Origin of the sequence: Cellulomonas sp. RIT-PI-Y, from assembly GCF_025642745.1 — a bacterium.
Taxonomy (GTDB): Bacteria; Actinomycetota; Actinomycetes; order Actinomycetales; family Cellulomonadaceae; genus Cellulomonas.
Genome location: NZ_JANZKP010000051.1, coordinates 1 through 24183, shown reverse-complemented (window position 1 = coordinate 24183; position 24183 = coordinate 1). Strand labels below are relative to the sequence as shown.

The following is a 24183-nucleotide window of genomic DNA, read 5'->3' as shown; positions in this document are numbered from 1 at the left end:
CGGCACCGGGGAGACCCTCGCCGACATCGTCACCATGATCATCAACGCCGCCATCTCCTTCTGGGTGTTCTTCCCGATCTTCAAGATCATCTTCAAGCAGGTCCCGGAGGCGGCGAAGGAGCCGGTGGCATGACCCCGGTGCTCACCGTCGTCGTCCCGGCGTACAACGCGGCGGACTACCTGGCCCGGGCCCTGGACTCGGTGGTCGGGCTCAGCCCCGAGGTCGAGGTCCTGGTGGTCGACGACGGCTCGACGGACGGCACTGCGGTCCTGGCGCAGTCCTACGTGGACCGGGGGCTGGTCCGGCTGCTGAGGCAGCCGAACGGCGGGCACGGGGCGGCGATCAACACCGGACTGGCCCACGCCACCGGCACCCACCTCAAGGTCCTGGACGCCGACGACTGGCTCGACCGCGACGCCCTGACCGCGGTCCTCGCCACCCTGCGCGAGCAACCCGACCTGGACCTGCTGATCTCGAACTTCGTCTACGAGAAGGTCGGCAAGAAACACAAGACCGTCGTCCGCTACGACGGCGCCCTGCCGCCACGCGAGCCGCTGACCTGGGACCGCACCGGGACGTTCGCCAAGCGGCAGTACCTGATGATGCACGCCCTGACCTACCGCACCGCGGTGCTCCGCGCGGTGGGCCTGCGGCTGCCCGAGCACACCTTCTACGTCGACAACCTGTACGCGCTGATCCCGCTGCACCGGGTACGCAGCCTCTACTACCTGGATGTCGACCTGTACCGGTACTTCATCGGCCGGGCCGACCAGTCGGTGCAGGAGTCGGTGATGCTGCGCCGCCTGGACCAGCAGCTCCGGGTGAACTGGCTGATGATCGAGCACGTCGCCCGCACCCCGGTCGCCGAGCCCCGGCTGGCCCGCTACCTGCGGCACCACACCGAGATCATCTGCGCGGTCAGCTCGATCCTGCTGATCCGGGCCGGCACCGAGGAGGCCCTCGCGGAGAAGGACCGGCTGTGGTCCCGGCTGCGTTCGGCCGATCCGATGCTCTACCGCCGGGTGCGCTGGTCCGCGCTCGGCCAGATCAGCAACCTGCCCGGACGCACCGGACGACGGGTCTCGGTGCTCGCGTACCGGGTCGCCCAGCGCACGATCGGGTTCAGCTAGTGCGGGGCGACCGCGCGGAAGGCCGCGACGACGTCCTGCGCCAGATCGAACTCCGGGCGGATGAACCACTGCGCCTGCAATCCGTCCCAGGCGCCGACCATGATCCGCGCGCACCGCTCCGGCGTCGACACCAGCTGGACCTGTCCGGTCCGGGCGAATCCCTCGAAGTCGCTGGCCAGGGCACCGACCACCAGCTCGGTGCGTGCACGGAACACGGTGTGCGCCGGGTGCGAAGGGTCCGAGGACTCGGCCATCAGCACCTGGTACAGCCGCGCGATGTGCGGGTGCTGGGTGTCCCGGGTGACCAGGTCGACCAGGAACGTCTCCAGCTCTGCGGGCGTCTCGTGGCCGACCCGGTGCATCACCCCGGACAGCAGGTGCTCGAACACCGCGACGTAGAGGTGTTCCTTGCTGGGAAAGTGGTACAGCACGGCCGACTCGGTGACCCCGGCGCGCTCGGCGACCCTGACCGCGGTGGTGGACCGGTGCCCGTGGTCGCGGACCAGCTCGTAGGTGGCGGCCATGATCGCCGCCCGGCGCTGCTGAGTGCCGGCGTACGGCCCCCGCTTCCGTCCGCTCACGTGGGGGATCGTGCCATAGGACTGGTTGACCTCCGCGAACGCAGAGTCGACCATGTGTTCACGCCTCGGGCGGGTGTCGGGTCACAACGACGTGCCCACCGCCCCGGGACCGGACCGCGGGAGCAGCCGTGATCACCATTCGCGTCGTCGATGACGACCCCGTCGCCGCCCAGCAGCTCGTCGGCCACATCCAGCGCTACCAGGCCGAGCACGAGGAGACCTTCGCGGTGGACGTCCTGATGGACGGCGCGCAACTGGTCGAGCAGTACCGGCCGGACGTGGACATCCTGTTCCTGGACGTGGACATGCCCGGCATGGACGGCTTCACCGCGGCGCAGCACATCCGGCAGCTGGACAGCGACGTCGTGATCGTCTTCGTCACCGCGCTCGGGCACTACGCGATCCGTGGCTACGAGGTCGGCGCGCTCAGCTACCTGGTCAAGCCGGTGCCGTACTTCGCGTTCTCCCAGCAGCTGATGCGGAGCGTGGCCGCCGTGCGTCGTCGTCCGGTGGACGACTTCCTGGTGCTGCCGACCCGGGGCGGCATCGCCCGGGTGCCCACCGCCGACATCCTCTACGCGGAGAGCGCTCGGCGGCACACCACCGTGCACACCGCCGACGCGGCCTACCCCGCCCCGATCACCCTCAAGCAGCTGGAGGACGACCTGGCCGGGCGCCCGTTCTACCGCAGCAACAACTGCTATGTGGTGAACCTGCGGCACGTCGCCGGGGTGCAGGAGGGTGACTGCGTGCTCAGTGACGGCCGGCGGCTGGCGATCAGCCGGTCGCGTCGGCGCGGGTTCATGTCCGCGCTGACCGACTACTTCGCGGGGGCCGGATCGCAGGCGTGGCCGGTGGGGGAGATCGCCTGAGCGGGCGCGTGCCGGGTGATCGGGTACACTGGTCGAACACACGTACGTGCGGGGCGTTTCCCCGCCACGGTGGCCATCGGGCGTCGCAGCCCGGTCGACGCATTCCGCGAGCCGCTGACCAGCATCACCATCCGCAGCCGTAGGCGCGGACCGAAGGATTCATCATCTCCCTGCAGTCCCTTGCTGTGCCCCTGTCCCTGCCCGTCTCCGCCCCGACCGCGCACGTGGTCTGGCGTCAGGCCGATCACGACTTGTGGGTCGCCACGCTCGGCGGCGAGTTCGCCGGCACCCTGTCCACCGACGACTCGGGTCGGCACCATGTCACCGATCGGATCGCCCGGCCGGTGCTCAGCACCACGTCCTGGACGGCGGCGACCACCGCGCTCGATGCACCGGCCCCGGCCCCCGGCCGTCGTCGGCGTCGCCGCCGGGGTGGCGGCCGACCCGACGGGCGCTGAGCGCCGGCGCAGCGCGCTGAGCGTCGCGGGGCGTCAGACCTGACGGAACCGCCGCACCATCGGGCAGTCGAACGGGTCGCGGGCGGACAGCCCGACCTCGTTCAGGTACCGGACCACGATCGCGTACGACCGCAGCAGCGTGGTCTCGGTGTACGGCACGTCGTGGCGTGCGCAGTGCGCGCGCACCAGTCGACGGGCCCGGCCCAGGTGGGGTCGCGGCATACTGGGGAACAGGTGGTGCTCGATCTGGTAGTTCAGGCCGCCCATCAGCGTGCTCATGAACCCACCGCCGGAGATGTTCCGCGAGGTCAGCACCTGCTTGCTCAGGAAGTCGATCTTGCTGTCCTCCGGGATGATCGCCATCCCCTTGTGGTTCGGCGCGAAGGACGCGCCCATGTAGACGCCGAACACCGCGAGCTGCACCCCGAGGAAGGCGAAGGCCATCCCGAGCGGCAGCAGCCAGAACACCAGGGCCGGGTACACCGTCAGCCGAACGGCCAGCATGGCCAGCTCCAGGGCGCGCTGCCTCCCGCGCTCCGCCGCCCACAGGGTCCGCACGGAGGTGACGTGCAGGTTCAGGCCCTCCAGAGTGAGCAGGGGGAAGAACGCCCAGCCCTGCACCCGGGTCAGGGCCGCCATCACCCGGTTCTGCCGGGCCGCGTCCTCGGGGAGGAACACGATGGTGTCGGGCGCGATGTCCGGGTCCTTGCCGATGCGATTCGGGTTGGCGTGGTGCCGGGAGTGCTTGGTCATCCACCAGGAGTGCGAGATCCCGACCACGCCGTTGGCCAGGATGCGCCCCAGCCGGTCGTTGGCCGGGCCGGAGTCGAAGACCTGCCGGTGCGACGCCTCGTGCGCGATGAACGCCGCCTGGGTCAGCACGATGCCGAGCGCGCCCGCGATCAGCAGCTGGAACCAGGAGTCGCCGAGCAGGACCGCCCCGGCGATCAACCCGGCCAGTGCGAGTCCGAGCGCGGCGATCAGGGCGATGTAGAAGCCACGGGTGCGGTGCAGCAGCCCCGCCTCCCGGATCTGGCGCGACAGGTCCTGATAGCTGCCGGTGACGGCGTTCGGTCGCGGACGGGGAGGCAGAGTATCCGTGGTCATCGGGCTCCGAGCGGGGTGTCGGTCGGCTTCCCAGCCGCGGCCTGAGCGGTGTTGCTCGTCGTTCGGATACTGACCGATTCTACGTGCGTTTCCCGGATTCCGGCGGACGAGAACGTGTGGGTCCGGTGTCGGTGCTCCCGCCTACCCTGAACTGCATGAATCTGCTCCTGCTGTCCCTCGGCACCGGCGCCGTCCCCGCCTTCCTCGACGAGACCGCGCCCGCGCACCCACGGATCGGGTATGTCGGCGCGGCCGCGGGTGACGCGCCCTGGGCGGTGGAGGAGAGAGCCCGCATCGATGGTCTGGGCCATCCGGTGATCGATGTCGACCTCGCCGCGGGGCTGCCGGAGATCGATGTGCTCTACATCGCGGGCGGCAACACCTTCGTCCTGCTCGACGCGCTGCGCCGCACCGGCCAGGACCGGGTGGTCGCCGACCGGGTGCGCGCCGGGCTGCCGTACATCGGCCTCAGCGCCGGGTCGATCGTCACCGGCCCGAGCGTGGAGCCCGCGACCGTGATGGACGACCGGTCCGAGGCGCCGGGGCTGACCGACCTCGCCGGGCTGGCCCTGATCCCGGACGTCGTGCTGCCGCACGCCGACGGGAAGCTGCCGCCCTATCCGCCCGAGCTGATCGCCCGGACGGTCGCGGAGTACGGCGCGGCGCACCGGCTCCTGCCGTTGGCCGACGACCAGGCACTCCGGGTGACCGACGACGGCTGGGACGTGATCGAGTCGCGCTAGGTCACTCCACCGGCTCGACCAGACCCGGTCCGTCGTTCGCCACGTTGCCCACCGCCCGGCCGACCTCGCGCGGCTCCAGGTGCGGCTCGGGCACGTGGGCGAGCAGTGCGCCCACCTCGTCCGGGGCGGTCACCGCCGGGCTCAGCCAGTCGTCCCAGCGGTCGGCGGGGAGCAGCACCGGGCAGCGGTCGTGGAGGTGTCCCAGGGCGTCGCAGGCCGGCCGGGTGATGATCGTGACCGACCACAGCCACCGGGTCGGGTCGTCGGCGTCCTTGCTGTGGTCCCGCCAGAGCTCGTACAGCCCGGCGGCGGCGAGCGGCTGTCCGGCGTGCAGGAAGAACGGGGTCTTCGGGCCGTGCTCGTGCGGCTGCCACTCGTAGTACCCGTCCATCGGCACCAGTGCGCGGCGCGCGGCGGCGGCCTTCCGGAACGCGGGCTTGTCCAGGACGGTCTCCGACCGGGCGTTGATCATCCGGGAGCCGATCGAGGTGTCGTGGGCCCAGGACGGCACCAGGCCCCAGCGGGCGCTGCGGAGCTGACGCTGGACGCCGTCGTCCTCCCGGCGTTCCAGCACCACCGGGACGTCCTGGGTCGGCGCGACGTTCCAGGACGGCGAACGGGGCTCGCCGAGGATCCGGTCGACCAGCAGGTCGCGCTCCAGGGCGTCGTCGGCGCGGGACTGCGCGTAGCGACCACACATGCCGCCCATTGTGTGACGGTTCAGGCGATTTCGGCCTATTGTCCGACTCGTAGGGTGGACGGATGGGTGACGACGCCGGACTGCTGACGGTCGACGACGGGGCACAGCTGTACTGGGAGACCGGCGGCGATCCGGGCGGGACCCCGGCGCTCTGGCTGCACGGCGGCCCGGGATCCGGGCTGAACGGGGTCGGGTACCGGCGGCACTTCGACCCGGAGCGCTACCGGGTGATCGGTGTCGACCAGCGCGGCTGCGGTCGGAGCCGGCCGCTGATCGTCGACGACCTGGCCCGGATCGACCGGCACACCACGCAGCGGATGATCGCCGACCTGGAGGCGGTCCGGGAACACCTGGGCGTGGACCGCTGGGTGGTTGCGGGCGGCTCCTGGGGGTCGACCCTGGCACTGGCCTACGCGCTGGCCCACCCGGATCGCGTGCGGGCGCTGGCGCTGGTCGCGGTCACCACCACCGGCCGGGCCGAGGTGGACTGGATCACCGAGGGCGTCGGCCGGATCTTCCCCGAGGAGTGGGAACGGTTCGCGGCGGACTCCGGCCGCCGACCCGGTGAACGGGTGGTCGAGGCCTACGCCCGGCGGCTGACCGACCCCGCCGCCGACCGCGCCGACCGGCGGCGGGCCGCCGACGCGTGGGACCGGTGGGAGACCACCCACATCTCGCTGCTCGGCCCGGTCGAGGGCATCGCCGAGGACGACCGGCGGCTGCTGTTCGCCACCACCGTCGCGCACTACTGGGCGCACGACGCCTTCCTGACCGGCGGGGCCGCGATCCTGGACCGGGTGCACGAGCTGGCCTCGGTCCCGGCGGCCCTGGTCCACGGCCGCCGGGACGTGAGCGGGCCGGTGATCACGCCGTGGCTGCTGCACCGGGACTGGCCGGCCAGCACCCTGCAGGTCGTCGACGACGAGGGGCACGGCGGTGACCGGGAGCTCGCCCTGCTCCGGGCGGCGCTCGACGGCTTCGCGGCGGCCGGGACCGGGTCGTAGGCTGCCGGACGTGCGAGCGACTCTTCTCTACGGCCCCCAGGACATCCGCCTCGACGAGGTGCCGGACGCCCGGATCCTGCGACCGACCGACGCCGTGGTGCGGGTGGTCGCCGCCTGCGTCTGCGGCTCCGACCTGTGGGGGTACCGCGGGGTGAGCCCGACGCCGCAGCCGCGCCGGATCGGCCACGAGTTCGTCGGCGTGGTCGAGGAGGTCGGCGCGGACGTCCGGGACGTGCGTCCGGGACAGTTCGTGGTCGCGCCGTTCATGGTCTCGGACGGGACCTGCGTGCACTGCCGGAACGGGGTGCACACCTCCTGCGTGAAGTCCTCCGGCTGGGGCGGCACGGACGCGGAGGGCTGCCCGACAGACGCCGGACAGGGTGAGTTCGTCCGGGTGCCGCTGGCCGACGGGACCCTGGTCGCGATGCTGGAGACGCCGTCGGAGGACCTGCTCGGGTCGGTGCTGACCCTGAGCGACGTGATGGGCACCGGACACCACGCCGCCTTCACCGCCGGGGTCGGACCGGGCTCGACGGTCGCGGTGGTCGGCGACGGCGCGGTCGGCCTGTGCGGGGTGATCGCGGCCCGCCGGCTGGGGGCGGAGCGCGTGATCGCGATGTCCCGGCACGCGGACCGGCAGGCGCTGGCCACCGAGTTCGGCGCCACCGACATCGTGTCCGAGCGCGGTGACGAGGGCGCAGCCCAGGTCCGGGATCTGCTCGGCGGGGCCGGACCGGACGCGGTGCTCGAGTGCGTGGGCACCAAGGAGTCGGTGGCCCAGGCGGTGGCCACCGTGCGCCCCGGCGGCCGGATCGGCGTCGTCGGGCTGCCGACCGGTGGGGGAGAGCTGCCGCTGTCCACGCTGTTCCGCTCGAACATCGGCATCGTCGGCGGGGTCGCCCCGGTGCGCGGCTACATCGAGGAGCTGGCCGCGGACGTCTGGTCCGGTGCGATCGACCCGGGCCGGGTGTTCGACCTGGTGCTGCCGCTGGACCAGGTGGCCGAGGGCTACGCCGCGATGGACGAGCGACGCGCGATCAAGGCGATGCTGCGCCCCTGACCGGTAGATTCACCCCCATGACTGCGACGTTGGCCGAGGTCGTCCGGCTGCTGGACCGGCGCTATCCGCCGCGCACCGCGGAATCCTGGGACAGGGTCGGCCTGGTCGCGGGCGATCCGGCGCAACCGGTGCGCAAGGTGCTCTTCGCCGTCGACCCGGTCGCCACCGTGGTCGAGGAGGCGCTCGACTGGGGTGCGGACCTGATCGTCACCCATCACCCGCTGCTGCTGCGCGGGGTGCACACGGTGGCGGCGACCGAGTTCAAGGGCGCCCTGGTGCACCGGCTGATCCTCGCCGGCTGCGCGCTCTACACCGCGCACACCAACGCCGACGCGGCGACCGACGGCGTGGCGGACCAGCTGGCCGACCTGCTGGGGCTGGTGGACAGCCGGCCGCTGGTGCCGGAGGAGGCCGATGCTGCCGTCGGCCTCGGCCGGGTCGGCGAGCTGGACCCGCCGCTCAGCCTGCGCGCGCTGGCCGAGCGGGTCGCCGCCGTCCTGCCCGCCACCGCCCAGGGCATCCGCTACGCCGGGCCGGACGACGGCCTGGTCCGCACGGTGGCGGTGCTCGGCGGCTCCGGCGACTCGCTGTTCGACCAGGTCCGTGCCAGCGGCGCGGACGCCTACGTGACCAGCGACCTGCGGCATCACCCGGCTTCCGAGCTGCGCGAACGCGCGGAGTTCGAGGGCGGCACCCCCTATCTGATCGACACCGCGCACTTCGCCTCCGAGTGGCCCTGGCTGCCGGGCGCCGAGCGTGCGCTGATCGACGACCTCGCAGCCCACGGGACTACCGTGGAGACCCGCGTCAGCACCCGGCGCACCGATCCGTGGACCGGCCGTGTGCCCAGCCCTTCGGAAGGACCCACCCCGTGACGACTGCCACCCCGGCCGACCAGCGCCGCCTGCTCGACCTGCAGGCCCTGGACACCAAGCTCGACCAGCTGCGGCACCGCCGGAACGCGCTGCCGGAGCTCGCGCGGATCGCCGAGCTGGACGCCCAGATCGCGGACCTGGACGCCGCGATCGCCACCTCGCGCACCGCCGTCGGCGACCTGCGCCGGGAGCTGACCAAGGCCGAGTCCGACGTGCAGCAGGTCCGTGACCGCGCGGCCCGGGACCAGCAGCGGATGGCGTCCGGCATCGGCTCCGCCAAGGACCTGCAGGCGCTGCAGAGCGAGATCGACTCCCTCGCCCGTCGTCAGGGCGACCTGGAGGAGGTCGAGCTGGAGGTGATGGAGCGGCTGGAGTCGCACGAGGGCGCGCTCAGCGAGCTCACCGCCGCGCATGCCTCCCTGTTCAACCAGCGCGCTGAGGTCCAGGGTGCCCGGGACGTCGCCTGGGGGACCATCGACACCGAGGCCGGTCAGGTGCAGACCGCCCGGGACGCGCTGGCCGGGTCGGTGCCGGAGTCGCTGATCGCGATCTACGAGCGGTTGCGCGGCAAGCTCGGCGGCTTCGCGGTCGCCTCGCTGCGGCACGGCCGGTCGGAGGGCTCCGGCATGGTCGTCCCGCCGATCGAGCTGGCGGCGATCAAGGCCACCCCCGAGGACCAGCTGGTCTACTGCGAGGAGTCCGGCCGGATCCTGGTCCGTGGCGAGGACGCGTTCTGATGGCCCGCCCGTCCCGGCCCTCCGGCTCCGCGCCGCGGTTCGACGACGCCACACCGACGACCGTCGTCCTCGTCCGGCACGGCGAGACCGCGATGACGGTCTCCCGCGGCTACTCCGGTTCCTCCGAGCCCGGCCCGTCGCTGACCGAGCACGGCCGGGCGCAGGCCGCCGACGCCGCCGAGCTGGTCTGCCGGGTCGGCCACGACCTGTGGGGCGACATCCCGTTCCCCACCGAGTTGATCTGCTCGCCGATGGTCCGCACCCAGGAGACCGCCGGGATCATCGGTGAGCGCCTGGGCCTGACCGCACGGGTCGAGGAGGGCGTCAAGGAGGCCGACTTCGGCGCCTGGCAGGGCCTCACCTCCGAGCAGATCGAGGCCCGCTGGCCCGGTCAGCTGGAGCCATGGCACACCCGGGCCGACCTCCGCCCCGAGGGCGGCGAGTCGATCGCGGACGTCGGTGTGCGGGTCGGCGCCTCGCTGGACGCGCTGCTGGACGCGGGCACCGACCGCACCGTGGTCGTGGTCTCGCACGCGGTGGCGATCCGGGCGGCCCTCGGCGTGACGATGGGCGCCCAGCCCGGATCGTGGAGCCAGCTGCGGGTCGCGCCCGCGTCGGTCAGCATCATCCGACTGTTCCACGATCGGCGACACGAGATCGCTGTGGTCGGGGTGCCGAGCGAGGGCTGGCGCCGGGTCTGAACACGAACCGGCGCTGCACCTGGAAGCTGACCAGGTAGAGCACGACCTCGGTCAGCACCTTGGCCACCAGCAGGCCGATCCCGATCCCGGTCAGCGTGCGCAGCAGCAGGTAGTTCGCGGCCAGCAGACCCACCGCGAGCAGGGCGTAGCGCAGCAGCGCCGGTCCGGCGGGCCGTGGCCCGCTTCGGAACACCAGGTGCCGGTTCAGCAGGAAGTTGACCCCCGCGCTGCCGACCCGGGCGCCGACCACCGCGGCCAGCAGATTCCCGGTCCACGCCTGCAACGCCAGCAGGAGCACGGTGTCCACCGCGAAGGAGGACAGCGACGCGGCCGAGAACCGCAGCAGCGGTGCCATCACCCGCACCGAGTCCCGGACCGGACGGAAGTGCGAGGAGGCGTTCTCCTCCAGATAGATCGTGGCGATGTCGACCTCCTCGATGCCGATGCCCTCGGCCGCCGCGCGCAGCAGCAGGTTCAGCTCGTACTCGAACCGGTCGCCGCGCACCGACCCGAGCCAGCCGAGCATCGACCCGGGGTAACCGCGCAGCCCGGTCTGGGTGTCCCGCAGCGGCACCCCGGTGGCCAGGTGGAACAGCCGCGCGCTGGCCCGGTTCCCAAAGGTCGACCGCGCCGGGACCGGACCGGTGAACGCGCGCCGGCCCAGCACCATCGCCGGCGGCCCCTCGTGTCGGCGCACCGCCTCCGCGACCCGCAGGATGTCCGCCACCGAGTGCTGGCCGTCGCTGTCCGCGCAGACCACCTCGTGCTCCGGCCAGTGCCGGGCGATGTACGCGAACCCGGTCTTCAGCGCGCAGCCCTTGCCCCGGTTCACCGGATACGTCAGCACCGTGCGTCCGGGGCCGCGCACCGACTCGAACAGGGCGCGGTAGGCCGGGCCCGAGCCGTCGTCGACCACGAGGACGTGCAGGTCCGGGGCGCAGTCCCGCAGGTCGTCGAGCAGCCGGACCAGGCGGCGATCGGGCTGGAAGGACGGGATCAGGACGATCATCGCCCTCAGCTCCCGATGTACAGGATGTCGGAAGTGCCGCGTTCGGTGCCCGTGCCCAGCGGGTTGTTCACCAGCTCGCCGTTGAAGTACATGGTCGACGACCCGCCGCCGTCCAGGTTGTAGGCGGTGGTCGCGCCCAGCGACTGCATGATCTCGGCCAGCTCGGTCATCGTGACGCCCTTGGAGTAGCCGGTGGACCGGCCGTCGACCACCACGAACACCAGGTGGTTGTCGTCGATCACCCCGACCGCCGTGCGCGGCTGCTCGCCCTGGATCGAGTGGTTGCCGACGTTGGTGTCGACCTCGACGTCCTCGATCCCGTCGACGATCTCGCCGTCCTCCACCAGCGCCGGGCCGAAGGACAGCGTGTTCCACACCCCGTCGGCGACCAGCTCGTCCGCGGTGGTGGTGGTCTCGTCGTAGACCTGCACGGTGCCGTCGGTGTAGAAGGCCAGACCCTCGCGCGCACCCTCGTCGCGGTAGACCACCCCGTTGCGGATCACGATGCCGGTGTCCCGGAAGCCGTAGTAGTCGCCGTTGATCGCGAAGATCGCGTCGTTGTCCTCGGCGGTGTCCGACGTGGTCTCGGTGATGTTGGTGCCGAAGGCGTTCTGCGCGAACGCCGACCGCAGCACGGTCGCGTCGGTCAGCGTCACATCCGCGACGTAGTAGGTGACCGTGTCGTCCCCGGACCCGGTGACCACGGTCGAGATCGAGATGCTCGCGTCGTCGGACTCGTAGGTGGTGTCCGTGACCGTGGCGTCGCCGCTGCTGGTGCTGCTGGTGTCGTCGTCGGTCGAGGTCGTGCCCTGCGCCGCCTCGTAGGCGTCCACGTCGCCGATCTCGACGTGCTCGATCACGTACCGGTTGAGCGCCCACGCGGCCGTGCCGCCGAGCGAGAGGGTGACCGCGAGCGCCGAGGCCAGGACGGCTCGGCGCACGCGCCTGCGGGGTCGGGTCTGTCGTGTCATGCCCCGTGTTCTACGGAGCCGGTCCATGCCCGGGCGGTGGGCTCCCTGAGCGGACGGTGTGAAGCGGTGTCAGCCCACGACGAGGGACAGCGTCCGCCCGGACAGCTCCACGTCGATCAGTTCCGTGCCGACCAGCTCCCACGCCGCCTTCGCCAGCGACTCCGGGTCGGTCGGCGCCGCGCCCGGCCGGGTCAGCAGGTGCCGGGTCAGGACCCCGCGGGTGTGCTTCGCATGGTGCGAGACCACCGACCGCTTCCCGTCGAGCTCGCGCAGCACCCGCACCTGCACCCACGCGTCGGGCCGCACCGGCTTCCACGCCGCCAGGTAGGCCGCCGACCGGCAGTCGACGATCAGCTCGTCCCTGTGGTCCAGCTCCTTCGCCAGCACCGGCCGCCACGCCGGGGCGAGCGGTCCGATCCCCGGCAGGTCCACGCCCATCGACAGTCGGTACGCCGGGATCGGGTCGACCGGCGACACCAGCCCCCACAGCCCCGACACCGTGCGCACCTGGTCCAGTGCGGCCGGGTCGTCGATCGTGTCGAGTCCGGCCGCCGCGTAGAGCACCCCGGTGTAGACCCGCCTGGCCTGCGCGGTCGGCGCCGTCCGCAGCGCGGTGTTCCGGGCCACCTCCGCGCCGAGGGTCGCCCCCACGCCCAGCAGTGCCGGGGCGTCCTTCCGGCGGCTCGCCGTGACCAGCGCGGACAACGTCCGCCGCCGCTGCGCGGTCAGCCCCGGGCCGGAGAGCGCCGCCAGGTCCAGTGCGGGTCCGTCAGCAGGGGCGGTCTTGCCCTCCGAGGGCGGCAGCAGGATCAGCACCGATCGATCCTAATCCGGCCCGCCCACCGTCGAGTGCGAGGAAGCCGGCGCTCCCCGGGCGATCGGGGCGACGACTTCTCCGCACTCGATGCGGGCGCCGGGCTCGGGGGCGGGTACTGTGGGGCCGCGGATGAGCTGGCCAGGCGGTCGCGTCGGATCTTCGGATCCGCCGAGGAACGTCCGGGCTCCGTAGGGCAGGGTGGTGGGTAACACCCACCCGGGGTGACCCGCGGGACAGTGCCACAGAAATGAAACCGCCGGCCTCGACCTTCGGGTGGGGACCGGTAAGGGTGAAACGGTGGTGTAAGAGACCACCAGCGTGCCGGGCGACCGGTGCGGCTCGGTAAACCCCACCCGGAGCAAGACCAGACAGGGAGCGTTCGAGGGCTGCCCGCCCGAGCTCCCGGGTAGGTCGCTGGAGGCGTGCGGCAACGTACGTCGTAGATGGATGACCGCCACCCGCGCGGGGGTGACCGCGCGCGGGGACAGAACCCGGCGTATCGGCCAGCTCATCCGCCTCGCGGTCACGATCGGTGCACTCCGCGACATGCGGGTCCCGAGGCCAGGGTCTACGGTCGAGGCCTCACCCATGCTGCCCCCGGAGGACCCGCCGTGCAGGATTCACCGGCGGGCTCACCGCACCCTGGCGAACTGGATCGTTCTCGCCCGTCTCGGCGCTTCCGACGTGTGCGGCAGTGGGGGTTGACGACGGAGAACGAGATGAGCGGTGTCCGCCACCGGCTGCGACATGAGCTGCTCGACCTGCGCAGTTCCCCCCGGATCCAGTTCGCGACGGCTGTCGACGGCATCGTCCTCGTCGCGTCCGAGCTGATGACGAACGCGCTCGCGCACGGGGCCAATCCGACGAGCATGTGCCTGCGGAGCGACGGGCACGGGTGTGTGCTGGACGTCACCGACCACGCACCCGCACGGGCTCCCCACGTGAGTCGCAGTGCCCTGTACCTCGACGGAGGGCTCGGGCTCGCTCTGGCGGTGGAACTCGCGGATCGCGTCGGTTGGTACTCCACGGCGACCACTAAGCATGTCTGGGCGCAGTTCGTACCCGCCGCGCTCTGATCACGGGGGCCTGTTCGCGCGCCGCCGGCCGCCGGTGGCATGGGCGGCCGCCGGGGTGGCCTCAGACGGACGGGTCGCCGTTCTCGGCGTCTGGCACGTCCGGCGGCACCCGCGTGGGCCCGGCCTCGGCGGGCCGCGGCCGGTCCTGGCGGTGCAGCCGGGCCGCGAGCATCGCGATGTCGTCGTCGCCGGGTCCGGCGGGCAGATCGGTGAGCAGCCGGTCGCACAGCGTGTCGAGGTCGCGGCGGGCGTGCTGGCTCAGGGCGTGCTCCAGCGCGGCCAGCCCGTCGCCGATCGTCCGGCCGCGCTGCTCGATCAGGCCGTCGGTGTAGAGCAGGAGGGTCGAACCGCGTTCGAGGACGACCTCGCTGTCCACCCGCGGGTGCTCCGGTGCCAGGCCGAGCAGCCAGCCGGGGGAGTCCGACACGAGCTGGGCGACCTCGCCCCACTCGTTGACCACCATCGGCGGGGGATGACCGGCCGCGGACCAGCGCACCCGGGTCACGCCCAGCTCCTCCTCCTGCTCGGTCTGCTCCAGCCGGGCCACGACGACGCTCGCCATCGTGGTGATGCGCAGCGTGCGGGCGGCGGCATCCAGGTGCGCGAGGACCTCGGCCGGGGAGTCCCGGGTCACGACGGCGATCGCCCGCAGCATGGACCGCAGCTGGGCCATCACCGCGGCGGCCTCCAGGTCGTGCCCGACCACGTCGCCGATGACCAGCATGGTCGACCCGTCGGGCTGCAGGAAGGCGTCGTACCAGTCTCCGCCGACCTGGGCGCCCTCGGACGCCGGTTGGTACCGGACCACGACCTGCACGTGGTCCGGCTGCACCGGCGCGGTGAGCAAGGACCGCTGGAAGGTGAGCGCGACGTCGCGCTGGCGCCGGTACAGGCGGGCGTTGTCCAGGACGATCGCGGCCGCCGAGGCCACCTCGGTGAGCGTCGCGATCTCGGCAGCCGACAGCGAGGCGCGTTGCGGGCCGTTGAACAACGACACCGCGCCAAGGGTGCGCCCGCGGCTGTGCAAGGGCACGACGGTCAGTGACTCCGGAGCCAGCTGATCGACCAGGTCGCGGGCGCGTCCGGGTTCGAGGGCCCGGTCCAGTGCGGCGACCGCGTCCGCGGCCACGTGCACGACGCGCCCCGAGTCCATCGCGTCCATCAGCATCGAGTGCTGCCTCAGTGCCCGGATCCGGGCACCCGCGTACTCCCCGACGAGGCCGACCAGGTCGGGATCCGAGTGCCACCAGCCGATGTCCCGCAGCCGCCGGTGCCGGGCCCGGGACTCGTCGTCGTCCACCAGGCTGATCACGCACCAGTCCGCCAGCGCCGGGCACAGCAGCTGGGCGAGGCGTCCCACGGCGACCTCGGCGTCGAGGGTCCGGGCGAGCTCGGTCATCACGGTGGCGAGGAGCCGGTCCTGTTCTGATCGTCCCTCGTCCACGCGTCATCCTGTCTGCGCACCGGACGGGGCCGACGTCGCAACCGGGGAGCCTACGTCACGGAGCCGGACCGCGGGGCCGCGACGGTGCGGGTCCTGATGAGCCGGGGGCGCTGGTGTCAGTCGGATGTCTCCGCGTCACGCTCTTCCCAGCACAAGCAGAACGGGTGACCCGCGGGGTCGGCGTAGACCTGGAAGTTGTTGTCACCCGCCTCGCTCAGGACGCGGGCGCCGAGCTCCATCACCCGGGCGTGCGAGGCTGCGAAGTCCTCCACCCACAGATCGAGGTGGATCTGCTGCTGGGGGACGCCGTCCGGCCATTGTGGAGGTGTGTGGCCAGGCGCGAGCTGCACGCCGACCTTGGACTCACCGTCGACCTGGACCATGTGCCAGTCGTCGTCGCGTCGGACCGTTCCGTCGAAGACACCGGCCCAGAACGAGCTCTCGGCATCCAGATCGGCGGCGTCGAACACGACGATGGGGGTGACGTGCATAGCCAAGGGTAGACCGCACGGGTGCCGGGACTGCTCCGAACGGACGCGCAAACAGGTGATCCGGCCCGTTTTGTCCGGTTTGAGAGGCGAGAGCGCCGGACTCCGCGGATGCTGTTCTGATCTGGCCGCGGATCCGCGCGGCATCCTCACGGAAGTGTCGACCATGCCTCTGCCCGCCCGGATCAGCGAGCTCGGCGCCCACGAGGTGAACCGAGCCCGCATCGTCGTGCTGCACGCTCCTCGCGAGGCCCCGCAGGAGCAGACCGCCTGGTCCCTGAGTCTCGTCGACATCGGGGGGCGGGTGATGGCCCGCGACCACCTGACCGCGCCGGACTGCCCGCACCCGCTGACCGACATCGTCCGGCCCTATCTCGACCTGATCGGGCGTGCCGTGGACGGCGAGTGGATCAGCGACCTCGACGCCGACGGGGAGGTCCGGCACCGTGCCCGCCTCTGCTGAGTCACCGGCCGCCCCGACGCGGCTGACCGTCGACGGCGAGGACTTCGAGGTCACCGAGCTCGCTCCCGGGCGCTGGGAGGGGGAGATCCGGGGGTTCCTCGCGGAGATCGACCCGGAGACCGGCTACCTCGAGTAGCGGCTCAGCATCCCCAGCGCCGCTCGTCCCGCACGCCCGCGGGGACCGATGCGCGGCCCCAGCCCAGGACGTCCCGGCAGCCCTCCGCCACCAGCGCTCCGCAGGAACAGGACCACAGCGTGTGCGTCCGGCCCGGCGTGCACCGGCAGAACACCGAGCCCTCGCGGGGACGGTACGGCCCGTGGGTGGGCCAGCCCCATCCGCACGCCGGGCAGTGCGGAGGCGGGACCCGGAGGTAGCCGTGCCGGGTGCGGCTCCAGCGATCCGGACCTGTCATCGAACAAGTGTACGAAACGTCGGATCCGGACGAACCGCCTCGATCGGGTGAAAGCGGTCTGCGGTGAAGCGAACGGCGCGCTCTTCCCCGGATCTCACAGGACGAAAGTCCGGACACGCGTGCGGTGTCCGTTCCACACTGTGCCGGACACAAGTGGGGGGAACGCGGGATGAACGAGGACGATCTGCCCCGCATAGCGGGTCTCAGTGGCGCGGAACTGGCACGGGCACGCACGGTCGCGATGCACTCGCCGCTGCCGTCGGAGGCGGAACAGACGCTGATCTGGACGGTCACGGTGCTGACCGCGGAGGCGATCCCGTTGGCGGAGAGCCGGGCCACGTCGCCGGACTACCCGGTGCCGCTGACCGAGATCGCGCAGCCGCACCTGGACGTGGTGGGGCTGGTCACGGTGGGACGCTGGCAGGCGGAGATCACCGGCGACGGGTCACCGCGGTTCAGCGCACCGGTGCGCCTGCACCCGGGTCGGCACTGACCGGCTAGCCCAGGTCGTCGGTGGGGTCGAGGAGCGGGTCCTCGTGCACCGGCAGGCGCTGGTGCGGGATCATCGCCGCCTCGGCGCCGACGGGTTCGTGCTCGGAGTCGGTCATGGGTGCGTCCCCCTGGTTCGGATGCGACGAGGCCCCGCCCCGCAGGTGCGGGACGGGGCCTCGCAGGTCGCTCAGCCCTTGAAGGCGTCCTTGACCTTCTCGCCGGCGCTCTTCAGGTCGGCCTTGGACTGGTCGGCCTTGCCCTCGGCCTCGAGGCGGTCGTCGTCAGAGGCCCGTCCAGTGGCCTCCTTGACCTTCCCAGCGGCCTTCTCAGCGGCGTTCGAGATCTTGTCATCGAGTCCCATGGGGTGCTCCTTCGCTCGGGGTTGCCTCGACCGTAAGGCGAACCGTGCGCGGGCGCATCCGGAGGATCAGCTGGTGATGACCGGCTTCCCGTGCGCCGCGGCCAGCGCGGCGGCGCCCACGATCCCGGCGGCGTTGCGCAGCTGGGCGGGCACGATCGGCGCACGCAGGTGCAGCAGGGGCAGGAACTTCTCGTGGTGCTTGGACACGCCGCCGCCGACCACGATCAGATCCGGCCAGAGAAGATCCTCGATCACGCCGAAATACCGCTGAAGGCGCTCGGCCCACTGCTCGAAGTCCAGGTTCTCCCGGTCGCGGACCGCGTCGGAGGCGCGGGACTCGGCGTCGTGCCCGTCGATCTCCAGGTGGCCGAGCTCCAGGTTGGGGACGAGGACGCCGTCGACGATCATCGCGGTGCCGATACCGGTACCCAGGGTGGCGACGAAGGTGGCGCCGGTGGTGGAGCGGGCGGCGCCGTAGCGGGCCTCGGCGTATCCGGCGGCGTCGGCGTCGTTGACCGCGAGGACGGTGCGGCCCAGGGCGTCGCCGAGCACCGTCTCGATGTTGGTGCCGATCCAGGAGGAGTCGACGTTGGCGGCGCTGCGGGCGACGCCGTGCTGGACGACGGCGGGGAAGGTGACCCCGATCGCGGCGTCCTCCGGCAGGTCGAAGGAGCCGACCAGCTCGACGCAGGTGGCGGCGACGGCCTGCGGGGTGGCGGGCTGCGGGGTCGGGATCCGGACCCGGTCGGCGGCGAACTCGCCGCTGGTCAGATCGACCGGAGCGCCCTTGATGCCGGAACCTCCGATGTCGATGCCGAAGGCGGTGGTGGGGTGTGTGCTCATGAGGGCCTCCATCGGCTGATCAGGGCAGGGTCAGGATCTCGGCGCCGGTCTCGGTGACCAGCAGGGTGTGTTCGAACTGGGCGGAACGACGACCGTCGGCGGTGAGCACGGTCCAGTCGTCGTCCCACATGATCCAGTCCGGGGTGCCCAGGTTGAGCATCGGCTCGATGGTGAAGACCATCCCGGTCTCGATCAGGCGGTCGTAGCGCGGCGCGGCGTCGTAGTGCGGGACGATCAGGCCGGAGTGGAAGGCCTCTCCGACGCCGTGACCGGTGTAGTCGCGGACCACGCCGTAGCCGAACCGGGTGGCGTACTTCTCGATCACCCGGCCGATCACGTTGAACTCGCGGCCGGGCTGGACGGCCTTGATCGCCCGGTTCAGCGACTCACGGGTGCGCTCGATCAGCAGGGTGGACTCCTCGTCGAGCTCACCGACGCCGAAGGTGGCGTTGTTGTCCCCGTGCACGCCGCCGATGTACGCGGTGATGTCGACGTTCACCAGGTCGCCCTCGGCCAGGACGGTGGAGTCCGGGATGCCGTGGCAGATCACCTCGTTGACCGAGGTGCACAGCGACTTGGGGAAGCCGCGGTAGCCCAGCGTCGAGGGGTAGGCGTGGTGGTCGAGCAGGAACTCGTGGCCGATCCGGTCCAGCTCGTCCGTGGTGATGCCGGGGGCGACCGCCTCGCCGACCACCTGCAGGGCCTGGGCGGCGATCCGCGCGGCCACCCGGATCCGCTCCAGCACGTCCGGTGCCGGGATGTCGCTGCCGGTGAACGGGGTGGGGCCGGGCCGGCCGACGTACTCGGGGCGCGGGATCGACTGCGGGACGGATCGGGTGGGACTCACCGTGCCCGGGTGGACGGACGTCATGCCTGGCAGTCTACGGATCACCGCAGGACGGCAAGAGGAGGAAGACATGAGCGACGAGTTCTACTTCAACGTGGAGACCGGCGAGGTCGAGCGGGGCAAGGAGTCGTCCTGGTCGAGCCGGCTGGGCCCGTACCCGACCCGGGAGGCCGCCGAGCACGCGCTGGCGACCGCGCGCGAGCGGAACGCGGCCTGGGACGAGGAGGACCGCCGGGAGGCCCAGGACTAGGACGCCGCGCGCAGCCGGGCGGCGACCTCGGCGACCGCGGTGGGATCGCCGACGATCTCGAAGTGCATCTCGTCCGCGCGTCCGTCGAAGTCGCCGCCCCAGGCCACCACCGGCGCCACCTCGGCGAGGATCGCGTGGATCGCCTCGACCTGTCGGTCGGAGAACGTGTCGGTCACCCCCAGCGGGTGGTCGGTGGCGTTCAGGTCGATCGACGTGCCGGAGGCGTGGTTCGACAGCTCGCTGCCGCCCGCGGCGTCCGCGTCCGCGTCGGCGTCGTCGCCCTCGCCGCGCACGCTGCGGTACGCCCAGCCCCAGGAGCTGTCCGGGTCGACCGGCTCGACGGTGGCGTCGTAGCGGGCGGCGACGTGGTTGAGCACGACCTCCACGTCACCGGCCAGGATCCGGCCGGTGACCCAGGGGGACTGGACCATCCGGTCGTCGTTGCCCTCGGTGATCGCGGGCCAGCAGTTCTGCGAGGTGTCCGGGGTGGGGACGCAGCTCGGGTCGACGGTGGCGACCGGTTCGACGGCCTGGACCGGATCGGCGGGCCCGGCGATCAGCCGGACCAGGGAGACGACCAGCAGGATCACCAGGACGAGTGCCGTGGTGGCCAGGCCGAGGAGCACCAGCCGGCCCCGACGGGTCAGCCGCAGGGTCGGTGGCGGCGAGGGGCGCGCAGGCCGTTGCCCACCCGCCCTCGCGACGGTGAGGGGACGGGCGTCGTCGGGCAGCAGGCGGCGCATGGCGACGAGACTAGAGGGGTGACCGGCCCCGGGGGCGGGACTCGCCCGTCATTCCAGGAACGAGTGCCCCTCGTCCGGGAACTGACCGCCGCGCACCTCGTCGGCGTAGGACCGGGCGGCGTCGGTGAGGATCCGGCCGACGTTCGCGTACTGCTTGGCGAACCGCGGCGACCAGTCCCCCATCCCGGCCAGGTCGGTCCAGACCAGGACCTGGCCGTCGCACTCCGGCCCCGCGCCGATGCCGATGGTCGGGATGGCCAGGATCTCGGTGACCCGGGCGGCGACCGGCGCGGGGACCATCTCCAGCACGACGGCCACCGCGCCGGCCTCCTGCACGGCCAGGGCGTCCTCGCTCAGGATCTCGGCCGCGACGTCCCCGCGGCCCTGCACCCGGTGCCCGCCCAGGGTGTTCTCGGACTGCGGGGTGAAGCCGAGATGCGCCACCACCGGGATGCCGGCGTCGGTGAGCGCGCGGATCTGCCGGGCGCTGCGCTTGCCGCCCTCCAGCTTCACCGCGTGCGCGCCGGCCTCCTTGAGGTAGCGGACCGCGGTGGCCAGTGCCTGCTCGGGCGAGGCCTCGTAGGAGCCGAACGGCAGATCCGCGACGACCATCGCGCGCCGGGCGGCCCGGACCACGGCCCGGGTCGGCGGGAGCATCTCGTCCACGGTGACCGGGATCGGCGAGTCGTGGCCGAGCATGGTGTTCCCGATCGAGTCGCCGACCAGCAGGAGGTCGATCCCGGCCTCGTCGAACAGGCGGGCCACCGCGAAGTCGTAGGCGGTGAGCATGGTCAGCTTCTCGCCGCGCTGCTTGGCCTGGGCCAGGTGGTGCACGCGGACGCGGCGGACGGTGGTGGCGGGGTCGGGCATGTGCGACATCTCAGTGCTCCGTGCTGGGGGTGGGTGAGGCGATGGGCTCGCGCCACTTGCTGGTGACCGGCAACCGGCGGTCGCGGCCGAAGGCGAGGGCGGTGACCTTGGGTCCGAGCGGGTACTGCCGGCGCTTCCACTCGGCGCGGTCGACCAGGGACAGCACCCGGTCGACGACCTCGGCGTCGTAGCCGCGGGCCAGCAGCTCGGCGCGGCCCTCGGCGTGCTCGACGTAGGCGTCCAGCACCTGGTCCAGCAGGTCGTAGGGCGGCAGCGAGTCCTGGTCGACCTGGCCGGGGCGCAGCTCGGCGGACGGCGGCTTGGTGATCGAGTTCTCCGGGATCGGCGGGATCTCCCCGCGGTCGACCGCGTGGTTGTTGCGCCAGCGGGACAGCGCCCAGACCCGGGACTTGTCGACGTCCTTGATCGGGGCGTAGCCGCCGACCGCGTCGCCGTAGATCGTGGAGTAGCCGACCGCGAGCTCGGTCTTGTTGCCGGTGGCCAGCACCAGGTGGCCCTCGGCGTTGGAGACCGCCATCAGGATCATGCCGCGGACCCGGGCCTGCAGGTTCTCCGCGGCGACCCCGTCCAGCGGCAGGCCGGCCTCGAAGGCGTCGACCACCGGCTTGATCGGCTGCACCCGGTAGTCCGCGCCGACCCGGGCGGCCAGGTCCGCGGCGTCGTCCTTGGAATGGTCCGAGGACCAGCGCGAGGGCATGGACACCCCGGTCACGTTCTCCCCGCCGATCGCGTCCGCGGCGATCGCGGCGACCAGCGCGGAGTCGATGCCGCCGGACATGCCGAGCGCGACCCGGGTGAAGCCGTTCTTGCGCACGTACCCGGCCAGCCCGGTGACCAGGGCGCGGTACACCTCCTCGTCGGGGTGCAACGGCGGAGCCAGCCGGCCGCGCGTCTGGGCCGCACCGGCGTCGGCCAGGTCCCAGAGCAGCAGGTCCTCGACGAACTGCGGGGACTGGGCGAGCACCGTGTCGGCGGTCAGCACGAAGGAGCCACCGTCGAACACCAGATCGTCCTGACCGCCGACCATGTTCACGTAGGCCACCGGGACCCCGAGCGTGGCGGCGTGCCGACCGGCCAGCTCGGCGCGCTGGGAGACCTTGCCCTCCTCGTACGGGGAGCCGTTCAGCACCAGCAGCAGGTCCACGTCCTCGCCGACCAGGGCCTCGACCGGGCCGTCCTGCCAGATGTCCTCGCAGATGACCAGGCCGACGCGCCGCCCGTCGACCTCGATCACGCACGGGTGGTCGCCGGGCGCGAAGATCCGGAACTCGTCGAACACGCCGTAGTTCGGCAGGTGCCGCTTGTCGTAGCGGGCGACCACCTCGCCGCCGCGCAGCACGACCGCCTGGTTGGTGGGCCGGTCCGGCGCGTCCGGGCTCACCGTCCGGACCGTGCCGACCATGCCGAGCACCACGGTGACGTCGCCCAGGCCCTCGGACACCAGGGCGGTGGCCAGCCGGGTCAGTGCGGACTCCGCGCCGCGCCGGAACGACGCCCGCAGCGCCAGGTCCTCGATCGGGTAGCCGGTGACGGTCATCTCCGGGAACGCCACCAGCCGGGCGCCCGACTCCGCGGCCCTGCGGGTGTGGTCCAGCACCGCCCGGGTGTTGCCGTCGAGGTCCCCGACGCAGGTGTCGATCTGGGCGAGCGCGATCCGCAGTGGCATGGGCAGCACCCTATTGCGGGTCGTCGGCCGGTGCTTCATCCGGCGATTCGCCGCCCACGTCACCTCCTCGCAACCTGGATCGTGCAGGATGGGGCGCATGGACAGGCAGCAGGAGTTCGTGCTCCGCACGGTCGAGGAGCGGGACATCCGCTTCATCCGTCTCTGGTTCACCGATGTGCTGGGGACGTTGAAGTCGGTGGCCATCGCGCCCGCCGAGCTGGAAGCCGCCTTCTCCGAGGGGATCGGCTTCGACGGCTCGTCGATCGAGGGGCTCACCCGGGTCTACGAGGCGGACATGATCGCCAAGCCGGACCCGACGACGTTCCAGGTGCTGCCGTGGCGCGGCGAGCGGCACGGCACCGCCCGGATGTTCTGCGACATCCTCACCCCGGACGGCGAGCCGTCCCTGGCGGACAGCCGCAACGTGCTCAAGCGCGCGCTGGCCAAGGCGTCGGAGAAGGGCTTCACCTTCTACACGCACCCGGAGGTGGAGTTCTACCTCTTCGAGCCCAGCGCCGACCCGAGCCGGCCGTTGGTGCCGGTCGACCAGGGCGGCTACTTCGACCACGTGCCGCGCGGCACCGCGCACGACTTCCGGCGTGCGGCGATCACCATGCTGGAGTCGATGGGCATCTCGGTGGAGTTCTCCCACCACGAGGCGGGCCCGGGCCAGAACGAGATCGACCTGCGGTACGCGGACGCGCTCACCACGGCCGACAACATCATGACCTTCCGCACGGTGGTGAAGGAGGTCGCGCTGGAGCAGGGCGTGTACGCGTCCTTCATGCCCAAGCCGCTGGCCGACCAGCCCGGCTCCGGGATGCACACCCACCTGTCGCTGTTCGAGGGCGACCGGAACGCCTTCCACGCTCCGGGCGACGACCTGGAGCTGTCCGGGGTGGCGCGCTCGTTCATCGCCGGTCTGCTCAAGCACGCCGCCGAGATCACCGCGGTGACCAACCAGTTCACCAACTCCTACAAGCGGCTGTGGGGCGGCTCCGAGGCGCCGTCGTACGTCTGCTGGGGTCACAACAACCGCTCCGCGCTGGTCCGGGTGCCGATGTACAAGCCCGGCAAGTCGAACTCGGCGCGGATCGAGTACCGCGCGGTGGACTCCGCCACCAACCCCTACTTGGCGTTCGCGGTCATGCTGGCCGCCGGGCTCAAGGGCGTGGAGGAGAACTACGAGATGCCCGAGGGCGCCGACGACGACGTGTGGGAGCTGACCGACTCCGAGCGCCGGGCGCTGGGCATCGACCCGCTGCCCGCCACGCTCGAGAGCGCGATCGCGGTGATGGAGAAGTCCGAGCTGGTCGCCGAGACGCTGGGCGAGCACGTGTTCGACTTCGTGCTGCGGAACAAGCGCCAGGAGTGGGAGGAGTACCGCTCCCAGGTCACGCCCTACGAGCTCAAGCGCTTCCTGCCGATGCTCTGACCGCA

Annotated in this window: 29 protein-coding genes and 1 other RNA gene; 16 read left to right on the top strand and 14 right to left on the bottom strand. The window is 72.0% G+C overall.

Annotation, left to right across the window (positions count from 1 at the left end):
• The first annotated feature begins 129 nt into the window (after positions 1-129).
• Positions 130-1131, top strand: coding sequence for a glycosyltransferase family 2 protein (locus OGL89_RS13900; protein WP_263120754.1), 1002 nt, complete (start codon positions 130-132; stop codon positions 1129-1131).
• Here OGL89_RS13900 and OGL89_RS13895 read toward each other — a convergent pair.
• The gene (locus OGL89_RS13895) at positions 1128-1712 is read right to left on the bottom strand and encodes a TetR family transcriptional regulator (RefSeq protein WP_263120753.1); all 585 of its coding nucleotides are present in this window, start codon (positions 1710-1712) and stop codon (positions 1128-1130) included. The two genes, OGL89_RS13900 and OGL89_RS13895, sit on opposite strands and share 4 nt — an antisense overlap.
• A 128-nt stretch (positions 1713-1840) precedes the next feature.
• On the opposite strand from OGL89_RS13895, the gene OGL89_RS17220 reads away from it, so the two are divergent.
• Together OGL89_RS17220 and OGL89_RS13885 are read left to right on the top strand one after the other, a co-directional pair.
• Positions 1841-2584, top strand: a complete 744-nt coding sequence (locus OGL89_RS17220; protein WP_263120752.1) for a LytTR family DNA-binding domain-containing protein — start codon at positions 1841-1843, stop codon at positions 2582-2584.
• 185 nt (positions 2585-2769) lie between these two features.
• Positions 2770-3042, top strand: a complete 273-nt coding sequence (locus OGL89_RS13885; protein ID WP_263120751.1) for a hypothetical protein — start codon at positions 2770-2772, stop codon at positions 3040-3042.
• 33 nt (positions 3043-3075) lie between these two features.
• On the opposite strand, the gene OGL89_RS13880 is transcribed toward OGL89_RS13885, so the two are convergent.
• The gene (locus OGL89_RS13880) at positions 3076-4149 is read right to left on the bottom strand and encodes an acyl-CoA desaturase (protein WP_263120750.1); all 1074 of its coding nucleotides are present in this window, start codon (positions 4147-4149) and stop codon (positions 3076-3078) included.
• 155 nt (positions 4150-4304) lie between these two features.
• Between OGL89_RS13880 and OGL89_RS13875 the strand changes: the two genes are divergently transcribed.
• Positions 4305-4892, top strand: coding sequence for a Type 1 glutamine amidotransferase-like domain-containing protein (locus OGL89_RS13875; protein ID WP_263120749.1), 588 nt, complete (start codon positions 4305-4307; stop codon positions 4890-4892).
• Position 4893: 1 nt separating this feature from the next.
• Here OGL89_RS13875 and OGL89_RS13870 read toward each other — a convergent pair whose 3' ends face one another.
• The gene (locus OGL89_RS13870; RefSeq protein WP_263120748.1) at positions 4894-5592 is read right to left on the bottom strand and encodes an SOS response-associated peptidase; all 699 of its coding nucleotides are present in this window, start codon (positions 5590-5592) and stop codon (positions 4894-4896) included.
• Between the two features lie 62 nt (positions 5593-5654).
• On the opposite strand from OGL89_RS13870, the gene pip reads away from it, so the two are divergent.
• Genes pip through OGL89_RS13845 form a run of 5 tightly spaced genes read left to right on the top strand, consistent with a single transcriptional unit; the run spans position 5655 to position 9969 of the window.
• Positions 5655-6596 (top strand): prolyl aminopeptidase, encoded by a 942-nt coding sequence (gene pip, locus OGL89_RS13865; RefSeq protein WP_263120747.1) that lies wholly within the window; start codon positions 5655-5657, stop codon positions 6594-6596.
• Between the two features lie 10 nt (positions 6597-6606).
• Positions 6607-7656, top strand: a complete 1050-nt coding sequence (locus OGL89_RS13860; protein ID WP_263120746.1) for a zinc-dependent alcohol dehydrogenase family protein — start codon at positions 6607-6609, stop codon at positions 7654-7656.
• A 17-nt stretch (positions 7657-7673) separates the two neighbouring features.
• The gene (locus tag OGL89_RS13855) at positions 7674-8531 is read left to right on the top strand and encodes a Nif3-like dinuclear metal center hexameric protein (RefSeq protein WP_263120745.1); all 858 of its coding nucleotides are present in this window, start codon (positions 7674-7676) and stop codon (positions 8529-8531) included.
• Positions 8528-9268, top strand: a complete 741-nt coding sequence (locus OGL89_RS13850) for a C4-type zinc ribbon domain-containing protein (RefSeq protein ID WP_263120744.1) — start codon at positions 8528-8530, stop codon at positions 9266-9268. Before OGL89_RS13855 ends, OGL89_RS13850 begins: the two co-directional genes overlap by 4 nt.
• Positions 9268-9969, top strand: coding sequence for a histidine phosphatase family protein (locus OGL89_RS13845; protein ID WP_263120743.1), 702 nt, complete (start codon positions 9268-9270; stop codon positions 9967-9969). Before OGL89_RS13850 ends, OGL89_RS13845 begins: the two co-directional genes overlap by 1 nt.
• Here OGL89_RS13845 and OGL89_RS13840 read toward each other — a convergent pair.
• The 3 genes from OGL89_RS13840 to OGL89_RS13830 form a co-directional block, all read right to left on the bottom strand.
• The gene (locus OGL89_RS13840; protein WP_263120742.1) at positions 9893-10978 is read right to left on the bottom strand and encodes a bifunctional glycosyltransferase family 2/GtrA family protein; all 1086 of its coding nucleotides are present in this window, start codon (positions 10976-10978) and stop codon (positions 9893-9895) included. The two genes, OGL89_RS13845 and OGL89_RS13840, sit on opposite strands and share 77 nt — an antisense overlap.
• A gap of 5 nt (positions 10979-10983) precedes the next feature.
• Positions 10984-11949 (bottom strand): phosphodiester glycosidase family protein, encoded by a 966-nt coding sequence (locus OGL89_RS13835; protein ID WP_263120741.1) that lies wholly within the window; start codon positions 11947-11949, stop codon positions 10984-10986.
• Between the two features lie 69 nt (positions 11950-12018).
• Positions 12019-12765: a peroxide stress protein YaaA gene (locus OGL89_RS13830; protein WP_263120740.1), complete on the bottom strand. Its 747-nt coding sequence runs from the start codon at positions 12763-12765 to the stop codon at positions 12019-12021.
• A gap of 131 nt (positions 12766-12896) precedes the next feature.
• Between OGL89_RS13830 and rnpB the strand changes: the two genes are divergently transcribed.
• Both rnpB and OGL89_RS13820 read left to right on the top strand, forming a co-directional pair.
• Positions 12897-13281: RNase P RNA component class A (gene rnpB, locus OGL89_RS13825), an RNA gene on the top strand.
• A 204-nt stretch (positions 13282-13485) separates the two neighbouring features.
• Positions 13486-13842, top strand: coding sequence for an ATP-binding protein (locus tag OGL89_RS13820; RefSeq protein ID WP_263120739.1), 357 nt, complete (start codon positions 13486-13488; stop codon positions 13840-13842).
• Positions 13843-13903: 61 nt separating this feature from the next.
• On the opposite strand, the gene OGL89_RS17215 is transcribed toward OGL89_RS13820, so the two are convergent.
• Together OGL89_RS17215 and OGL89_RS13810 are read right to left on the bottom strand one after the other, a co-directional pair.
• Positions 13904-15286, bottom strand: a complete 1383-nt coding sequence (locus OGL89_RS17215) for a GAF domain-containing SpoIIE family protein phosphatase (protein ID WP_263120738.1) — start codon at positions 15284-15286, stop codon at positions 13904-13906.
• Between the two features lie 116 nt (positions 15287-15402).
• On the bottom strand, positions 15403-15777 hold the full coding sequence (locus OGL89_RS13810; protein WP_263120737.1) for a VOC family protein: 375 nt from the start codon (positions 15775-15777) through the stop codon (positions 15403-15405).
• 154 nt (positions 15778-15931) lie between these two features.
• Here OGL89_RS13810 and OGL89_RS13805 point away from each other — a divergent pair, with 154 nt between their 5' ends.
• The 3 genes from OGL89_RS13805 (at position 15932) to OGL89_RS13795 (ending at position 17143) form a co-directional block, all read left to right on the top strand.
• Positions 15932-16237 carry a hypothetical protein gene (locus OGL89_RS13805; protein WP_263120736.1) on the top strand — a complete coding sequence of 102 codons (306 nt, stop codon included), beginning with the start codon at positions 15932-15934 and terminating at the stop codon, positions 16235-16237.
• Complete coding sequence (locus OGL89_RS13800) at positions 16221-16373, top strand: hypothetical protein (protein ID WP_263120735.1); 153 nt, start codon at positions 16221-16223, stop codon at positions 16371-16373. The genes OGL89_RS13805 and OGL89_RS13800 overlap by 17 nt, the downstream gene beginning before the upstream one ends.
• A 446-nt stretch (positions 16374-16819) precedes the next feature.
• Positions 16820-17143: a hypothetical protein gene (locus OGL89_RS13795; RefSeq protein WP_263120734.1), complete on the top strand. Its 324-nt coding sequence runs from the start codon at positions 16820-16822 to the stop codon at positions 17141-17143.
• 186 nt (positions 17144-17329) lie between these two features.
• Here OGL89_RS13795 and OGL89_RS13790 read toward each other — a convergent pair whose 3' ends face one another.
• From OGL89_RS13790 to map, 3 genes are all read right to left on the bottom strand, one after another.
• The gene (locus OGL89_RS13790) at positions 17330-17503 is read right to left on the bottom strand and encodes a CsbD family protein (RefSeq protein ID WP_263120733.1); all 174 of its coding nucleotides are present in this window, start codon (positions 17501-17503) and stop codon (positions 17330-17332) included.
• A 66-nt stretch (positions 17504-17569) separates the two neighbouring features.
• Positions 17570-18346, bottom strand: a complete 777-nt coding sequence (ppgK, locus tag OGL89_RS13785; protein WP_263120732.1) for a polyphosphate--glucose phosphotransferase — start codon at positions 18344-18346, stop codon at positions 17570-17572.
• A gap of 19 nt (positions 18347-18365) precedes the next feature.
• Positions 18366-19217 (bottom strand): type I methionyl aminopeptidase, encoded by an 852-nt coding sequence (gene map, locus OGL89_RS13780; protein WP_263120731.1) that lies wholly within the window; start codon positions 19215-19217, stop codon positions 18366-18368.
• 46 nt (positions 19218-19263) lie between these two features.
• Here map and OGL89_RS13775 point away from each other — a divergent pair, with 46 nt between their 5' ends.
• Positions 19264-19443 (top strand): SPOR domain-containing protein, encoded by a 180-nt coding sequence (locus OGL89_RS13775; protein WP_263120730.1) that lies wholly within the window; start codon positions 19264-19266, stop codon positions 19441-19443.
• Here OGL89_RS13775 and OGL89_RS13770 read toward each other — a convergent pair.
• The 3 genes from OGL89_RS13770 to OGL89_RS13760 are packed head-to-tail and all read right to left on the bottom strand — an operon-like array spanning position 19440 to position 22743.
• Positions 19440-20186, bottom strand: coding sequence for a M15 family metallopeptidase (locus OGL89_RS13770; protein ID WP_263120729.1), 747 nt, complete (start codon positions 20184-20186; stop codon positions 19440-19442). The two genes, OGL89_RS13775 and OGL89_RS13770, sit on opposite strands and share 4 nt — an antisense overlap.
• A 48-nt stretch (positions 20187-20234) precedes the next feature.
• Complete coding sequence (gene panB, locus OGL89_RS13765; RefSeq protein ID WP_263120728.1) at positions 20235-21065, bottom strand: 3-methyl-2-oxobutanoate hydroxymethyltransferase; 831 nt, start codon at positions 21063-21065, stop codon at positions 20235-20237.
• Position 21066: 1 nt separating this feature from the next.
• Positions 21067-22743: an NAD+ synthase gene (locus tag OGL89_RS13760; protein WP_263120727.1), complete on the bottom strand. Its 1677-nt coding sequence runs from the start codon at positions 22741-22743 to the stop codon at positions 21067-21069.
• Positions 22744-22840: 97 nt separating this feature from the next.
• Between OGL89_RS13760 and OGL89_RS13755 the strand changes: the two genes are divergently transcribed.
• On the top strand, positions 22841-24178 hold the full coding sequence (locus tag OGL89_RS13755) for a glutamine synthetase family protein (protein ID WP_263120726.1): 1338 nt from the start codon (positions 22841-22843) through the stop codon (positions 24176-24178).
• Positions 24179-24183 lie beyond the last annotated feature (5 nt).

Coding starts and splice junctions, on each gene's coding strand:
- OGL89_RS13820 (WP_263120739.1), top strand. CDS start 13,486: ATGAGCGGTGTCCGCCACCGGCTGCGACATGAGCTGCTCGACCTGCGC.
- OGL89_RS13790 (WP_263120733.1), bottom strand. CDS start 17,503: ATGGGACTCGATGACAAGATCTCGAACGCCGCTGAGAAGGCCGCTGGG.
- OGL89_RS13760 (WP_263120727.1), bottom strand. CDS start 22,743: ATGCCACTGCGGATCGCGCTCGCCCAGATCGACACCTGCGTCGGGGAC.
- OGL89_RS13900 (WP_263120754.1), top strand. CDS start 130: ATGACCCCGGTGCTCACCGTCGTCGTCCCGGCGTACAACGCGGCGGAC.
- OGL89_RS13845 (WP_263120743.1), top strand. CDS start 9,268: ATGGCCCGCCCGTCCCGGCCCTCCGGCTCCGCGCCGCGGTTCGACGAC.
- OGL89_RS13855 (WP_263120745.1), top strand. CDS start 7,674: ATGACTGCGACGTTGGCCGAGGTCGTCCGGCTGCTGGACCGGCGCTAT.
- OGL89_RS13875 (WP_263120749.1), top strand. CDS start 4,305: ATGAATCTGCTCCTGCTGTCCCTCGGCACCGGCGCCGTCCCCGCCTTC.
- OGL89_RS13810 (WP_263120737.1), bottom strand. CDS start 15,777: ATGCACGTCACCCCCATCGTCGTGTTCGACGCCGCCGATCTGGATGCC.
- OGL89_RS13840 (WP_263120742.1), bottom strand. CDS start 10,978: ATGATCGTCCTGATCCCGTCCTTCCAGCCCGATCGCCGCCTGGTCCGG.
- panB (WP_263120728.1), bottom strand. CDS start 21,065: ATGTCGCACATGCCCGACCCCGCCACCACCGTCCGCCGCGTCCGCGTG.
- pip (WP_263120747.1), top strand. CDS start 5,655: ATGGGTGACGACGCCGGACTGCTGACGGTCGACGACGGGGCACAGCTG.
- map (WP_263120731.1), bottom strand. CDS start 19,217: ATGACGTCCGTCCACCCGGGCACGGTGAGTCCCACCCGATCCGTCCCG.
- OGL89_RS13775 (WP_263120730.1), top strand. CDS start 19,264: ATGAGCGACGAGTTCTACTTCAACGTGGAGACCGGCGAGGTCGAGCGG.
- OGL89_RS13880 (WP_263120750.1), bottom strand. CDS start 4,149: ATGACCACGGATACTCTGCCTCCCCGTCCGCGACCGAACGCCGTCACC.
- OGL89_RS13870 (WP_263120748.1), bottom strand. CDS start 5,592: ATGTGTGGTCGCTACGCGCAGTCCCGCGCCGACGACGCCCTGGAGCGC.
- OGL89_RS13795 (WP_263120734.1), top strand. CDS start 16,820: ATGAACGAGGACGATCTGCCCCGCATAGCGGGTCTCAGTGGCGCGGAA.
- OGL89_RS13835 (WP_263120741.1), bottom strand. CDS start 11,949: ATGACACGACAGACCCGACCCCGCAGGCGCGTGCGCCGAGCCGTCCTG.
- OGL89_RS13755 (WP_263120726.1), top strand. CDS start 22,841: ATGGACAGGCAGCAGGAGTTCGTGCTCCGCACGGTCGAGGAGCGGGAC.
- ppgK (WP_263120732.1), bottom strand. CDS start 18,346: ATGAGCACACACCCCACCACCGCCTTCGGCATCGACATCGGAGGTTCC.
- OGL89_RS13770 (WP_263120729.1), bottom strand. CDS start 20,186: ATGCGCCGCCTGCTGCCCGACGACGCCCGTCCCCTCACCGTCGCGAGG.